The sequence below is a fragment of the Sphingomonas sp. genome, from assembly GCF_025353885.1.
In the GTDB taxonomy this organism is placed as follows: domain Bacteria; phylum Pseudomonadota; class Alphaproteobacteria; order Sphingomonadales; family Sphingomonadaceae; genus Sphingomonas_O.
In genome coordinates this window covers 1-13376 of record NZ_JANXNX010000047.1, presented here as the reverse complement: position 1 = coordinate 13376, position 13376 = coordinate 1, and the positions used below count along the sequence as shown (strand labels likewise).

Genomic DNA, 13376 nt, shown 5'->3' with positions numbered 1-13376 from the left:
CTGGCCAAGTCAGTCGAACCGGCCACCGTCAACGGCAGCACCTTCTACCGGTTGCGCGCGAACGCCGGGGGCGATGCCAGCACGATCTGCGGAAAGCTGAAGGTCGCGGGAGAAAATTGCTTTATGGTCAACTGACCGCAGGCTTCGACAGGATCGGGGAAGCGCGTTAGATGGAGTCATGAAGCCCGTAATATTCGGCCTGTCCGGCCCCACCCTGACGCCCGACGAGCGCAGTTTCTTTCGTGATTGCGACCCGGCCGGTTACATCATGTTCAGGCGCAATTGCGTCGATCGCGCGCAATTGCGAGCGCTGACCGAGGATCTACGCGCGCTCAGTGGTCGCGACGACCTGGCCATCCTGATCGACCAAGAGGGTGGCCGCGTATCGCGGATGCAGCCGCCCGAGTGGCCGGAGTTTCCAGCCGGGGCGGCGTTCGATGCACTCTACAACATTGCCCCTATCTCTGCGATGGAGGCGGCGCGCGTTAATGCCAAGGCGATTGCGCTGACCCTGGCTGAGGTCGGCATCAACGTCGATGCGCTGCCCCTGCTGGATGTCCGCACTCCCGACACTCACCCGGCCATCGGTGACCGAGCGCTGGGGGCGGACCCGATGCGCGTCGCTTCGCTCGGGCGATCGGTAATCGATGGCTTGCGCGAAGGGGGCGTGGTCGGGATCGTCAAGCATATCCCCGGACAGGGGCGGGCGGTGGTCGACAGCCATCACGACCTGCCCGTGGTCGATGCCGACGAAGCCGCACTGGCCACCGACCTGAGCCCATTCGAATGGCTGAATACCGCGCCGATTGCGATGACCGGGCACATCATGTTTCCGGCCTGGGACACGAAACTTTGCGTCACAATGTCGCCAACCGTTATCGCAGGAATTATCCGGGGACGGATCGGCTTCGACGGTCTGCTGCTGAGCGACGACCTCGACATGAACGCCTTGTCGGGCGCGGTCAGCGATCGCGCCGCGACCTGTATTGGGGCCGGATGCGATATTGCGCTGAACTGCTGGGGCCGGATGGACGAGATGATCGCCATCGCGCGTGCCCTCCCCGAAATTACGGATGCCGCGACCGAACGCCTGGCGCGGGCGATGGCGACGATTGCGCCGGTGACTGATTTTGCCGAAATGCCCGACCTGATCGCCAAGCGCGATGCGCTGCTGGCGCTTGTGTGAACGACGGCGACTTCCTGACGCTCGACCTCGACGGGTGGGAGGGGCCGCTCAACCTGCTGCTGGCGCTGGCCCGTTCGCAGAAGGTCGATCTTCACCAGATTTCGATCTTGGCTCTGGTCGATCAATATCTCGACTACCTGAACCGCGCAGGGGCGGAGCGGCTTGACCAGGCCGCGGATTACCTCGTGATGGCGGCGTGGCTGGCCTATCTGAAGTCGTGCCTGTTGCTACCGCGCGCCGAGCAGGAGGATCCCGGCCCCGAGGAACTGGCGTTCCGGCTTCAGCAGCGCCTGCTGCGGCTCGATGCCATGCGCGAGGCGGGGGCGCGGTTGCTGGCGCGCGACGTCGTCGGCAGGGATGTGTTTATCCGGCCCGCTCCCGAGGGATTGGCGACTGAACAGCGCGTCACCTGGCAGGCCAGCCTGTACGATCTGATTGCCGCTTACGGCCTCGTCCAGATGCGCCGCGTACCAGTGCTGCACCAGATCGCCCGCCGTCCGGTGCTGTCGCTGGAGGCGGCGCTGTCGCGGATCGAGGCCATGCTGGGACGGATCGGCGACTGGACCGCCATTGCCGCTTTCGTGCCAAAGCAGGACGATCCCGACCTCCAGCGCTCGGCGCTCGCCTCGACGGTTGTCGCCACGCTCGAACTTGCGCGGCGCGGGGTCATCGACCTGCGACAACAGGCACCCTTTGCCCCGTTGATGATCTGCGCGGCGTGACGACCGACTTCCAGCGCGCGGTCGAGGCGTTGTTGTTTGCCAGTGAAACGCCGCTGTCCGCCGACGATATCGGCGCTCGCCTTGGCACAGACGAAGGCGTTCGATCGGCCATCGAAGCGATTGCCGCACGTCACGCCAGGCACGGCATCAACCTGGTAGAACGCGGCGGGCGCTGGCATTTCCAGACCGCCGCCGACCTCTCCCACTTGTTGCGTGAGACTCGTGAATCGTCGCGGCGCTTGAGTCGGGCCGGCACCGAAACGCTTGCCATCATCGCCTATCACGAACCCGTGAGCCGCGCCGAGATCGAGGCGATACGCGGGGTCCAGATTTCGAAGGGCACGCTTGACGTGCTGATGGAGGCCGGTTGGGTTTCACCCGCAGGCCGCCGCGAGATGCCCGGACGCCCGCTCACCTATGCCACCACGCCTGCCTTTCTCAGGCATTTCGGATTGAGTGACCGCCGCGACCTGCCCGGCATGGACGACCTGCGCGCCGCGGGGTTGCTCGACCCGGTCGTGGACACCGGATTCGACGGCGAACTAGAATCCTCGGACGAAGACGACTAGATAGGGTGCGTCCACAGGAGTTCGCATCATGGGTTTGTCGCTTCCCCACATTCTGATCCTCGCGGTCGTTGCCGCATTGTTGCTGGGGGGCGGACGCTTTTCGGCACTGATGGGCGATGTCGCCAAGGGCGTGAAGAACTTCAAGAAGGGCATGTCCGATGAGGAGAATGCCCCGATGACCACGCTAACCCCGCCGCCCGCGCCGCTGATCGAGGGTCGGACTGCCGCCGATATCATCGCCGAGCACGAACGCACCAAGGCGGCATCGCAAACTCCGAACGACCCTGTCGCCTGATCCGCTCGAGGGCAAAAGGCCAAGACTAAATGTTCGATATTGCACCTTCCGAACTGCTTGCCGTGGCGGTCATCGCACTGCTAGTTATCGGGCCAAAGGATCTGCCCCGCGTCATGCGCGTCGTTGGCCAGTGGGTCGGCAAGGCTCGCGGCATGGCGCGTCATTTCCGCTCGGGCTTCGACAACATGATTCGCGAGGCCGAACTGGAAGATATGGAGAAAAAGTGGAAGGAGGAGAATGAGCGCATCATGCAGGCTTATCCCTCGGCCGCGCTGATCGAGAACGTGCCGCCGCCACCACTGTCCGATCCGCCTGTTGCCGAGACCTCGACCCTTGCGCCTCCGGTTTCGCCCCCAGTTTCCGACGCCGTCACGCCCCTACCGGAGCGCTCCGCTTGAATGACACTATTTCCCAGAACCCTGGTGACGAAATCGATGCCAGCCGTGCCCCCCTGCTCGAGCATCTGATCGAACTTCGCCGCCGGTTGCTCTGGTCGTTTCTGGCGCTGGGCGGAGCGTTCTGCCTGTGCCTTTATTTCGCACGGAAAATTCTTGTCGTCCTAGTCGAACCGCTGCAGATCGCCGGGCAGAAGACACTTATCAACACCGAAATATATGGCGGCTTTTTCGTCGAGATGAAGGTCGCGTTCTTTTCAGCGCTGATGATCGCGTTTCCCGTGATCGCGAACCAACTGTGGCTGTTCGTGGCGCCGGGGCTTTACAAGAAGGAGCGGCGGGCGCTGCTGCCGTTCCTGATGGCGACCCCGCTGTTATTCGCGGCGGGCGCGAGTCTCGCCTATTTTGTCGCCATTCCACTTGCTCTGAAATTCTTGCTGGGGTTCCAGGGCGATCTGGGGGGCGTTACACAACAGGCACTGCCCGACGTCGGCAGCTATCTGAGATTTGTGATGCAATTCATGTTTGGATTTGGCTTGGCCTTCCTGCTGCCGGTCCTGCTCATGTTACTGGAAGCGGCAGGGATAGTGACACGGGCGCAACTGGTCGGATTTCGCCGTTATGCAATCGTTGCGAACGCCGCGGTGGCGGCGGTACTCACGCCCCCGGACATCGGTTCGATGATGCTGCTCGCAGTGCCGCTTTGTATCCTGTACGAACTGACTCTGATTGCGACATGGTTCACGGCGCGCCGTCGTGCCCGGGCGGACACGACGGGTACCGAATAAGTCTTAGTTTGCCGACTTTTCAACAGCCTTGCCCGCCGAGGAGACATCGCGCCCGGCACCACGGACGGTGTTGCAAGCCGTGGCGGCAAATGCGCAGGCGAGGATTGCGATCGTCAAAACTTTGTTACGCATGTTCGTCTCCGTGAATGTTTATGCACAGAGACAATGCGTGAAGCCCAACTTTCGTTCCTTAAAGGCCGAAGTCAGGCTGTCTTCAAAAATATGGGCCCGGAATTGCACTGGGGGGTAGCACAATTCCGGGCCCTTGGTTTCGGACAGCGAAAGCGGGGGGGCAAAAGGTCGCTGTCCGAATTAAAAAACACCCCAACGTCCAAGGGGTTCCCCGAATTTTAACTTTTTATCTATCTTGCGGAATTGTCGAAATCTCGATCTGGAAATGACCCGTTTCGCCATTACGAATCAACGGGACGCGTAGCTGACGCGAAAGTCCGTCAATGATCCGCCCATAACCTGCGGCAAGTTTTGCAACCAGCATCTCGGAGTCACGCAAACCTGCCGATTCCATAGAGAGAAGAGCACGGTTTGCAGTATCGGTGAGGGTAATAACGATTGCTAGCGAGGCCGACCGATCGCACGCCATCGAAAGTTCGGCCAGTTCCGTCAGCAGGAACGCGACCGGGACAGCCACGTCCTGCGTCACGCGCAAACTGGGAGTGCTGGTGCGGATCGCAGGAGCCGGGCCCCTTACTGCAAAACCCGCGCGCAAGTTGCTGGCGAGTTCGTCGATCAGGGATTTGATGCTGATCCCACCGTCTGCCAGCTCGGCAAAATGATTGCGGTGAACTATCGATAGCGCATCGACACGACGTTGGATCGACGCATAAGCCTCGGCGGTCTCTCCGGCAGGAACCCCCCGTGCGTGCAGGCTGATCAGGCTGGCTATAACCTGGAGGTTGTTTTTAACCCGGTGATGAACCTCTCGCGTGAGGCGCGTCTGATTCGCCAGCGCTTCGGCCATGTCAATTTCATGCACCGTCAGGGTCTCGCCAACGCGCTGAAATGTTTCGGCCAGTTCCCGTATCTCGCGCGCGGGCGTGCGAATTGCTGGCATCGTGTATCGTTCGCCCGGTTGAAGCCCGGCAATCCCTGCGCGCAGCTCGGCTAGCGGTCGGATCAGCAGGCGATCGACGACCAGGAAACTGACAGCGGCCGCTGACGCCCACATCAGCAACGGCAGGAACGTCAATAAAAGCTCGGTCGCCCCGATCGGTGCGCGCTCCACTGACATTTGCAGGTTCAGTCCCAGCAAGCCAACCGGCGTCTCGAATTGTTCGGTCGGACGCAGAGAGGATCTCTCGTGCGATGCCAGCGTAAGGGCGTCGCCTTCGCCCAATAGCGTCAGGCTATAGCCGATACGAAGGCCGATCGGTCGCACCAGATTGGCTATCGTGGCAGCCGGATAATGGGCCACTGCTGCCGCCGTTCCAGACTTTGAAAAAACGCGGACGTCGATGCCGAGATCGCGAAAAATCGCGCGTGGTTCGGCCATTTCCGGCAGAAACGGGGGTGGCCCGGAACGATATTGGCCGGTTCCGCATGCAGTAGCATTATCGGCGCCGATGATCGCGAAGCCCGAAGGCCGTGCGCTTCTGGAACGCAGGATGGTCTGAAGACGTGCACAGGCCTCTTCATTTTTTCCACCCAGCGCCACCATGTCGGCTGCCGCCGAAAGCGCGCTGATGTCTGCACCCAGTTCTCCGCCCAGCTTGCGACTGACCTCGGTGACCGCTACCCTCAGGTCCGCCCGACGTTGAAGGTCGGCGGTGCGATTTGATTGCAGCGAAGCGAGCAGCGCGATCAGACCCAAAGGTATGAGCGCAACGCTGATAATCGCCAGCATCTTTATGCCAGTGGAAAGATCGGCAAACCGGCGCACGAGCAGTCCGCCACCCACGGTGTCGGTATGATTCATGTCAGGTCAATCAGTTGAGCTTACTGAGCAAATCGAGCATTTCGGAGGGCACTTTTTCATCGACGGCCTGCTGGTAGGCAGCGCGCAGTGCGGTTCCGACGTTTTGATCATCGGCCGTTCGCTGACGTAGCCGGTCCGGTGCAACTGTCTTGGTCTTCTTGTTGCCGGCCTGTTTATCCATCGAAGCCATTGATCCCCAAACACATTCGAGCAAGGTCCTGCCAGGCGCCACGCGGCCGCGCGACGATCCGGATTGGAAAAACCCTGCGTCCCCGCCCAATTGCCGGTTGGATAGCAGATGTTGTCCCGGTCACGAAACAAAACACGCGCTCAATGGTTCCCTGCGATACGCGCAGTTGTTATCGCGCGATTTCGGCTGCCCGGCGCGCTTGCAAAAGTTCGCAAGCTGGCGGAAACGATTGCAATCTAGGGAGGACCCACACCATCATGTCGCTCGGTCAGCAATTAGCGCCGCATTTGCCTTTTCTCCGTCGTTACGCGCGTGCCCTGACTGGTGATCAGTCGCACGGAGACAACTATGTCCGGGCCACGCTGGAGGCAATTGTCGCCGCGCCCGACGAATTCCCCAGAGATGTCGATGCCCGCCTCGGTCTTTACCGAACATTTCATGCGATCTGGTCTTCGACCGACCCAATGGCTCCTTCCGATTTCGATGCTGGTTCGGGGGAGGCGCTTGCCCAGGCGCGCCTGTCACGAGTGACTCCGCTTTCGCGCCAGGCCCTGCTGCTGACCGCGATGGAAGGGTTCACGACCGACGATGCTGCCTATCTGATCGATCACTCGCCCGAGGAGGTCGAGGCTCTGGTCGACGAGGCGCTGACAGAGATTGAGGATCAAACCCGCGCGAATGTCCTGATCATCGAGGATGAGCCCTTAATCGCGATGGACCTCGAGACGATTGTTCGGGATCAGGGTCATGAGGTTTGCGGTGTTGCAGTGACGCGTGACGAAGCGGTTGCAGCGGCGCGCGCGCTTCGCCCCGGATTGGTTCTCGCCGATATCCAGCTTGCCGACGACAGTTCCGGCATCGACGCGGTGAAGGATATTCTTGCCGAGTTTTCGGTGCCTGTTATTTTCATCACCGCGTTTCCCGAACGTTTGCTGACCGGCGAGCGGCCGGAACCAACCTTTCTGATTACCAAACCTTTCCAGCGTGCAACGGTCAAGGCCGCCATCGCCCAGGCTTTGTTTTTCGACGAAGCAACCGTTCCGGCAGCGTGACGGAACCCGGACGGATGGCTCGCGTTTATGCCCTGAACACAGGGAGTTTATAGTAAATGGACGAGCCACCGGTCCGGGTGACAACCAATGAAGCGCGCGGCGGGCAGACGCCGCATGTGGTTCGTTATGTCCTGGCTATATCTTTGGTGCTGGTCGTTGTCGGCTTCATCATCGCTTCGTATGTCGCGCGCTGAACAACCCGACGGGAAATAAATGACCGACGATGTGCAAGCGGAAGAAGTGCCGGTCGAACACGTTGCTTTGTCCGATAAAGATTTCAAAGAACAGCTAGGGCTGGTCATCCCGCAGTTGCGCGCTTTTGGGCGGTCTCTGTCGGGGGACCGTGACCTTGCCGATGACCTTGTCCAGGAAACTCTGATGAAGGCGTGGGCGGCGCGTGGCCGGTTTCAGGCGGGCACTAATATGCGGGCATGGACGTTCATCATCCTGCGCAATCTCTATTTCTCCCAGGTTCGTCGCCGTCGGTTCCGCGGCGAATGGGACGACCTGACCGCCGATCGCATTCTGGCGGCACCGGCATCGCAGGATCGGCATGTCGAACTGGGCGATCTCCAGCGAGCCCTTTTGCAATTACCGCAATCGCAACGCGAGGCGCTGATTCTGGTTGGCGCCGGCGGCTTTGCTTACGAGGAGGCGGCGGAAATTTGCGGCGTTGCGGTTGGCACGATTAAGAGTCGCGTGGCGCGTGGTCGGGTGGCGCTCGAAGCTGCAATGTCCGATCCTGCGCTCCCATCGCGACGCGAGGGCCCTGACAACGAGGGGGTCAGCGTTCTGGACACGATCATGGCCGAAGTCAGCGAACTCAGCCGGAATCGCTGACCGGATCAGAATTTAGTTCAATTGATCGAGCAGCTTTTGCATGTCACGGGGCAACGCCTGAACGGTTCGACCAGTCTGGCGCAATGCCGCCGCGATGCCGTCGCCCCGAGATGGCAGATGGGCCATCCTACCGGCGGTTCTGCTGCTTGCGGAGCCGGGAAATTCGCTGCTGACCATAAACCCACAACGCGGTAGGGAGGCGGAAGGTTGCGCCGCGCCGCCAGGGACGAAGTCAATTATTGCCAACGAAGCCCCACTTGCCGCACCGTTTTCCGAAGCGCTGCGCCGCGCGCGGCTTTACGCCCCGTTCCTGCGAGAGGCGATGGCGCGCCGTCCGGAGATCGTCGTTTTGCTGGAGGCGGGCGATATCGAGGGGGCGGTCGCCGCTGCTCCGGAAGCAACGGGGCCGGTCGGTCGCAGACTGCGGATCGAGCGCGACCGGCTGGCGCTTGCGCTGGCGATCGGTGACCTGGCCGGCGCGTTGTCGCTGGAACGGGTGATCCAGACCTTATCCGACTTCGCCGACCTCGCGCTGGAGTTGGCCATCGGGGAAGCCATGCGCCAGCGCACGCCCGATGCCAGCCCCGCGGGATTTGCCGTCATCGCCTTGGGCAAACATGGTAGCCGCGAACTGAACTACAGTTCGGACATCGACCCGATCCTGATCTATGATCCCGGCACCATCCCCCTCCGCCCGAGGGAGGACCCGGCGGAGGGGGCGGTGCGGATTGCCAAGTTGGTTGTCCATCTACTTCACACCCGCGATGGCGATGGATATGTGTTTCGTGTCGACCTCCGGCTGCGGCCGTCGCCCGAGGCGACGCAGATCGCGCTGCCGGTCGAGGCGGCGATTTCTTACTATGAATCCAGTGCCTTAGGCTGGGAGCGCGCCGCCTTTATCCGGGCGCGGGCCGCGGCGGGTGATGTCGCGATGGGGCAGGATTTCCTGGCTGCGATCACGCCGTTCGTGTGGCGACGGTCGCTGGACTTCGGAGCGGTCGGCGAGCTGCGGGCGATGTCGCAAAGGATCCGCGCGCACCATGCGGCGGGTCAGAAGTTCGGACCGGGCTTTGACCTGAAGCGCGGGCGCGGGGGCATCCGCGAGATCGAGTTTTTCGTCCAGATACAACAGCTTATCCGTGGCGGGCGCGATCCGGCGCTGCGGGTTCCCGACACGATCGGCGCGATCGCGGCGCTGGCGGCGGCGGGGTGGATCACGGCCCCCGAAGCCAATACGCTCGACACCGCATATCGCCTGTTTCGAACAATAGAACACCGTTTGCAGATGGTAGATGACCGGCAAACGCACACTTTGCCAACCGACGCCCGGGCATTGGACGACGTCGCACGGCTGCATGGGCTGGTCGACGGTGCGGCCTTGCTGGCGCTGCTGGCCCCCCATATCGACGCGGTCGGGACGCTGTATGATGCGCTGGACAGCGACGCGCCGCAGCGGGTCCCGGCCCAGGCCAACGCGGCGTTTGCGCAGGCCGGCTATGCCGATCCGGCCGCGATGGCGCGACGGGTCGCCGACTGGCGCAGCGGCAAGGTCCGCGCGCTCCGCAGCCCGGCGGCGCTTGAGGCACTGGAGGCGGCGCTGCCCGGCCTGATCGTCGCGTTCGGTGCCGCGCCCGACCCCGATGACGCGCTCGCCGCGTTCGACCGGCTGGTGTCGGGCCTGCCCAGCGCGATCAACCTGTTCCGTTTGCTGGAGGCGCAACCCGTACTCCGGCAGCAACTGGTCGAGATCTTGAGCCATGCGCCGACGCTGGCGGAGGCGCTGGGGCGGCGACCGGCGCTGCTGGACCGGCTGATCGATGCCACCGCGTTCGATCCCGTCGGCGATGTCGCGACTTTGGTCGCCGAGATGCATGACGGCAGCGGCGACGTCGAGGCGCAGTTCGACCGGGTCAGGCACATCGTCGGCGATCACCGGTTTGCGCTGGGCACGCAGATTGTCGAGGGGCGCGCCGATCCGATCGCCGTCGCAGCAGGCTATGCGCGCGTGGCGGAGGCGGCGCTGGTCAGCATCGCGCAGACCGTGATCGCCGATTTCGAAGGCAAGCACGGGGTCATCACGGGCTCGGAACTGGTCGTGCTGGCACTCGGACGGTTCGGCGGCGGATTGCTGACCCACGCTTCCGACCTCGACCTCGTCTATCTGTTCACTGGCGATTTCCAGAGTGAATCGGACGGCAAAAAGCCGCTTGGCGCATCGCATTACTATAACCGGCTCGCGCAGCGCCTGACCGCGGGGTTGAGCGTCGCGACGTCGGCGGGCGCGTTGTACGAGGTCGATACGCGCTTGCGGCCGTCGGGCAAGCAGGGACCGCTGGTCGTGTCGTTCGATTCCTTTGCACGCTATCAGTCGGAAAACGCGTGGACCTGGGAGCATATGGCGCTCACCCGGGCGCGACCGGTGTTCGGATCGGCCACGGCGCGCGCGGAACTGGCGACCATCATTGGCGCGGTCCTGCGAACGCCGCGCGATGTCGGCGCACTGGCAACGGCGGTCGTGGCAATGCGCAGCGACATCGCCGCGCACAAGCCGCCGCTGGGTGCGCTGGACGTGAAGTTGGCTGAGGGGGGCCTGGTCGATCTGGAATTCTTCGTGCATTTCCAGCAGCTTGCCAACGTCATCGGCCTTGTGCCCGACCTCCGCGATGCAATCGTAGCGCTGTCTAGTGGGGGGGTGGCCGCACCCGAACTGCGCGCCGCACACGACCTGATGACGCGCGTGCTGGTGACGTTGCGGCTGGTGTCGCCCGCGATGGACGTGCCCGCGCCCGCGACGTGCGCGGTTGTCGCCCGCGCGTGCGGAGCCGACGACTGGACCGACCTGATGGCGCGGCTGGATGTGGCGCGCGCCAGTGTGAAGGCGCACTGGAACCTTGTGGTGGAAAAGGCGAAGACGACATGACCCTCCAGAAAAACGACCCCGCGCCCGATTGTGGTTTCGACATCTCAGGCGGTGGGCGGAAATCGGTTGCCGACTATCGCGGTGCGCCGCTGGTGATCTATTTTTATCCCAGGGACGACACGCCGGGCTGCACGAAGGAGGCGCAGGGTTTCAGCGCGCTGGCGGATGATTTTGCCCAGGCGGGTGTCGCGGTGGTCGGGATTTCAAAGGACAGTGTGGCAAAGCACGACAAGTTCGCGGTCAAATATGACCTGAAGATCGCGCTGGGGTCGGATGGCGATGGCAGCGTGTGCGAAGCGTTCGGCGTGTGGGTCGAAAAGTTGCTCTACGGTCGCCAATACATGGGCATCGAACGCGCAACCTTCCTGATCGGGAGCGACGGGACCGTGTTGCAGGTCTGGCACAAGGTGAAGGTTGCAGGCCATGCCGAGGCGGTGCTGGCGGCGGTGAGGGGGGTTTAGGCGGGGGGTTGGGAGATGTGTTGGTAGGCATTATCTCGTCACCCCGGCGCAGGCCTGGGCCTATACGGCTGTCGGATCGTGTGCTCCTATTTCGGATATCTGTATTGACCCCGGCCTGCGCCGGGTGACGGATGATGGAGGTGTATTTCTGCGGGGCGTCTGGCGTGCCCCCAGATTCGCCACGCACCACCAGTGATTTGGTTCCGTGATCCCCGTTACTTTATCGCTTCGCCGCAGTTCGGGTGCGGCCCGCCCCATAGTCGGGTGCGATGGGTTGCCCCTGTTAACCCTGATGTAACATGACGTACCTGTCAGCCGGGTGGGGCAAATCCCGACAGGCAGAAATTAAACTCCGTATCGGGTCGCCCGGGGGATTTGAATGTTTCATATGTCGTTTCTTGAAGTGAACGGGCTTGTGTCAAAGGCGCGTCAGGCTTTTCGGGCTCGTGACCTGTTCTTCCACGACGGCGCGACGCTACGGCGGGTTCATCTGTCAGCACGGGCGCAAGCCATTGGCGCCTCAGTGGCGTCCGCGACGATCGGTCTCTCACTTTTCGCCACCGTTCAGATTGCTGGCGCCACGCCGTTGATTACCGCCGCTGTTGCCCATGACGCGCAGGTGTCGCGGATGCAGTATCAGGTCGCATCGATGCAGACCGACCTTGCCGCGTTGAAGACCGAGGCCGCTGCCCATGCCGCGCGGATCGACCAGAAACAGGCTTTCCTGACCGCAATCCTGACCGGCAAGGGCAGCCCCGTCCTGCCCGCGTCGGCCAATGCCGCAACCGCCAATGCGACCGACAGCGTCGCGACCGCAATGGCCGCGCCAATCGTTGCCCCGTTGAAGGCCGTCGAAGGTCGCCAGACCGCAATGGCGACGCAGGCGATGGCAATGGTCAACGCGCGCTATGACGCGACGACCGCCTCGCTCCGCAAGATGGGCATCGCGCCCCGCCAAATGCCCCTGCATGGCGGTAAGATGGTCGCAATGGGTGGCCCGTTCGAGCCGGTCGACACGACCGCTGCCAAGGCCCAGCCCGACCCCCAGTTTCGTGCACTGTTCCAGTCATGGAAGCGCCTGGACCAGTTGCAGCAGGGCACGATCGCCATTCCTTCGCTGAAGCCGGTCGATTCGATGATCTTCACCAGCGGTTTCGGGGTTCGTAGCGACCCGTTCCGTGGCTCGGCCGCGATGCACGCCGGGGTCGACATGCCCGGCGCGATCGGCACCAGCATCTATGCCACCGCCGACGGCGTCGTGGCCCGGTCCGAATGGTCGGGCGGCTATGGCAATCTGGTGGAGATCGATCACGGTCGCGGTATCCAGACACGCTACGGCCATCTGTCCGCCTCGCTGGTCCATGCAGGGCAACGGGTAAAACGCGGCCAGTTGATCGCGCGCATGGGTTCGACGGGTCGCTCGACCGGATCGCATCTACACTATGAAGTGCGACTGGACGGCCATGCGGTAAACCCGATGCCGTTCCTGCAATCGGCCAGCTATCTGGCGGCCATCCCGGCACGTCGCGGCAACCAGATGCTGGCGATGGGTGGTCCCGCCCAGTAATTCGTGGGCTCGCTTCACGCTTGCCGCAAATGGTTGTGGATGGTGCGACCCGCGCCTATCTTCATGACATGAACGAAACCATCGATCTGACATCATCGGCTGCCGCCCGGGTTGCGGCGATTGCGGCGAAGCAGGCCAAGCCTGCGATCCTGCGCCTGTCGGTCGAAGGGGGTGGGTGTTCGGGCTTTCAGTACAAATTCGGGCTGGCCGAGACGGTCGAAGCCGATGACAGCGTTGCCGTCCGCGATGGGGTCCGGCTGGTCGTCGATTCGGTCAGCCTCGACCTGGTGCAGGGCGCAGCGGTCGACTATGTCGAATCGCTGGGAGGGTCGGCGTTCAAGGTCACCAATCCCAATGCGGCGAGTGGCTGTGGTTGTGGGTCGAGTTTTTCGGTTTGAGGCTGGTGGCCGGTCTCGGTTCTTGAAATGACAGCCGTATAGGCCCCGGCCTGCGCCGGG

At 62.8% G+C, this 13376-nt stretch carries 16 protein-coding genes and 1 pseudogene; 14 read left to right on the top strand and 3 right to left on the bottom strand.

Annotated features, from left to right (window positions below):
• The 7 genes and pseudogenes from Q0R02_RS05120 to tatC form a co-directional block, all read left to right on the top strand.
• Positions 1-135 (top strand): annotated as a pseudogene (locus Q0R02_RS05120) (SPOR domain-containing protein); the annotation flags it as partial.
• A 43-nt stretch (positions 136-178) separates the two neighbouring features.
• A complete protein-coding gene (locus tag Q0R02_RS05115) occupies positions 179-1186 on the top strand; it encodes a glycoside hydrolase family 3 N-terminal domain-containing protein (protein WP_293881389.1) in 1008 nt (335 codons plus the stop codon).
• Positions 1183-1908, top strand: coding sequence for a ScpA family protein (locus tag Q0R02_RS05110; protein WP_293881387.1), 726 nt, complete (start codon positions 1183-1185; stop codon positions 1906-1908). The genes Q0R02_RS05115 and Q0R02_RS05110 overlap by 4 nt, the downstream gene beginning before the upstream one ends.
• Positions 1905-2477, top strand: coding sequence for an SMC-Scp complex subunit ScpB (gene scpB, locus Q0R02_RS05105; RefSeq protein WP_293881385.1), 573 nt, complete (start codon positions 1905-1907; stop codon positions 2475-2477). The genes Q0R02_RS05110 and scpB overlap by 4 nt, the downstream gene beginning before the upstream one ends.
• A gap of 28 nt (positions 2478-2505) precedes the next feature.
• Positions 2506-2772 carry a twin-arginine translocase TatA/TatE family subunit gene (locus Q0R02_RS05100; RefSeq protein ID WP_293881383.1) on the top strand — a complete coding sequence of 89 codons (267 nt, stop codon included), beginning with the start codon at positions 2506-2508 and terminating at the stop codon, positions 2770-2772.
• Positions 2773-2801: 29 nt separating this feature from the next.
• Positions 2802-3170, top strand: coding sequence for a Sec-independent protein translocase protein TatB (gene tatB, locus Q0R02_RS13785; RefSeq protein ID WP_367271433.1), 369 nt, complete (start codon positions 2802-2804; stop codon positions 3168-3170).
• Positions 3167-3955, top strand: a complete 789-nt coding sequence (gene tatC / locus Q0R02_RS05090; protein ID WP_293881381.1) for a twin-arginine translocase subunit TatC — start codon at positions 3167-3169, stop codon at positions 3953-3955. Before tatB ends, tatC begins: the two co-directional genes overlap by 4 nt.
• A 3-nt stretch (positions 3956-3958) precedes the next feature.
• Here the strand turns inward: tatC and Q0R02_RS05085 are convergent, their stop codons facing one another.
• From Q0R02_RS05085 to Q0R02_RS05075, 3 genes are all read right to left on the bottom strand, one after another.
• Positions 3959-4087: an entericidin A/B family lipoprotein gene (locus tag Q0R02_RS05085; RefSeq protein WP_293881379.1), complete on the bottom strand. Its 129-nt coding sequence runs from the start codon at positions 4085-4087 to the stop codon at positions 3959-3961.
• Between the two features lie 226 nt (positions 4088-4313).
• Positions 4314-5888, bottom strand: a complete 1575-nt coding sequence (locus Q0R02_RS05080; protein WP_293881377.1) for a sensor histidine kinase — start codon at positions 5886-5888, stop codon at positions 4314-4316.
• Between the two features lie 10 nt (positions 5889-5898).
• The gene (locus Q0R02_RS05075) at positions 5899-6078 is read right to left on the bottom strand and encodes a NepR family anti-sigma factor (protein WP_293881376.1); all 180 of its coding nucleotides are present in this window, start codon (positions 6076-6078) and stop codon (positions 5899-5901) included.
• 257 nt (positions 6079-6335) lie between these two features.
• On the opposite strand from Q0R02_RS05075, the gene Q0R02_RS05070 reads away from it, so the two are divergent.
• The 7 genes from Q0R02_RS05070 to erpA all read left to right on the top strand — a co-directional run bounded on the left by Q0R02_RS05070 (position 6336) and on the right by erpA (position 13316).
• Complete coding sequence (locus Q0R02_RS05070; protein WP_293881374.1) at positions 6336-7130, top strand: response regulator; 795 nt, start codon at positions 6336-6338, stop codon at positions 7128-7130.
• Positions 7131-7186: 56 nt separating this feature from the next.
• Positions 7187-7324 (top strand): hypothetical protein, encoded by a 138-nt coding sequence (locus Q0R02_RS05065; protein WP_293881372.1) that lies wholly within the window; start codon positions 7187-7189, stop codon positions 7322-7324.
• A 19-nt stretch (positions 7325-7343) separates the two neighbouring features.
• Positions 7344-7970: a sigma-70 family RNA polymerase sigma factor gene (locus Q0R02_RS05060; RefSeq protein WP_293881370.1), complete on the top strand. Its 627-nt coding sequence runs from the start codon at positions 7344-7346 to the stop codon at positions 7968-7970.
• Positions 7971-8292: 322 nt separating this feature from the next.
• Positions 8293-10890, top strand: coding sequence for a bifunctional [glutamine synthetase] adenylyltransferase/[glutamine synthetase]-adenylyl-L-tyrosine phosphorylase (locus Q0R02_RS05055; RefSeq protein ID WP_293881391.1), 2598 nt, complete (start codon positions 8293-8295; stop codon positions 10888-10890).
• On the top strand, positions 10887-11351 hold the full coding sequence (locus Q0R02_RS05050) for a peroxiredoxin (RefSeq protein WP_293881368.1): 465 nt from the start codon (positions 10887-10889) through the stop codon (positions 11349-11351). Before Q0R02_RS05055 ends, Q0R02_RS05050 begins: the two co-directional genes overlap by 4 nt.
• 388 nt (positions 11352-11739) lie before the next feature.
• Positions 11740-12918: a M23 family metallopeptidase gene (locus Q0R02_RS05045; protein WP_293881366.1), complete on the top strand. Its 1179-nt coding sequence runs from the start codon at positions 11740-11742 to the stop codon at positions 12916-12918.
• A 29-nt stretch (positions 12919-12947) separates the two neighbouring features.
• On the top strand, positions 12948-13316 hold the full coding sequence (erpA, locus tag Q0R02_RS05040; protein WP_293881364.1) for an iron-sulfur cluster insertion protein ErpA: 369 nt from the start codon (positions 12948-12950) through the stop codon (positions 13314-13316).
• Positions 13317-13376: the final 60 nt, after the last annotated feature.

Coding starts and splice junctions, on each gene's coding strand:
- Q0R02_RS05070 (WP_293881374.1), top strand. CDS start 6,336: ATGTCGCTCGGTCAGCAATTAGCGCCGCATTTGCCTTTTCTCCGTCGT.
- tatB (WP_367271433.1), top strand. CDS start 2,802: ATGTTCGATATTGCACCTTCCGAACTGCTTGCCGTGGCGGTCATCGCA.
- erpA (WP_293881364.1), top strand. CDS start 12,948: ATGGTTGTGGATGGTGCGACCCGCGCCTATCTTCATGACATGAACGAA.
- Q0R02_RS05085 (WP_293881379.1), bottom strand. CDS start 4,087: ATGCGTAACAAAGTTTTGACGATCGCAATCCTCGCCTGCGCATTTGCC.
- Q0R02_RS05100 (WP_293881383.1), top strand. CDS start 2,506: ATGGGTTTGTCGCTTCCCCACATTCTGATCCTCGCGGTCGTTGCCGCA.
- Q0R02_RS05075 (WP_293881376.1), bottom strand. CDS start 6,078: ATGGCTTCGATGGATAAACAGGCCGGCAACAAGAAGACCAAGACAGTT.
- Q0R02_RS05050 (WP_293881368.1), top strand. CDS start 10,887: ATGACCCTCCAGAAAAACGACCCCGCGCCCGATTGTGGTTTCGACATC.
- Q0R02_RS05045 (WP_293881366.1), top strand. CDS start 11,740: ATGTCGTTTCTTGAAGTGAACGGGCTTGTGTCAAAGGCGCGTCAGGCT.
- Q0R02_RS05055 (WP_293881391.1), top strand. CDS start 8,293: ATGGCGCGCCGTCCGGAGATCGTCGTTTTGCTGGAGGCGGGCGATATC.
- Q0R02_RS05080 (WP_293881377.1), bottom strand. CDS start 5,888: ATGAATCATACCGACACCGTGGGTGGCGGACTGCTCGTGCGCCGGTTT.
- Q0R02_RS05115 (WP_293881389.1), top strand. CDS start 179: ATGAAGCCCGTAATATTCGGCCTGTCCGGCCCCACCCTGACGCCCGAC.
- Q0R02_RS05065 (WP_293881372.1), top strand. CDS start 7,187: ATGGACGAGCCACCGGTCCGGGTGACAACCAATGAAGCGCGCGGCGGG.
- Q0R02_RS05060 (WP_293881370.1), top strand. CDS start 7,344: ATGACCGACGATGTGCAAGCGGAAGAAGTGCCGGTCGAACACGTTGCT.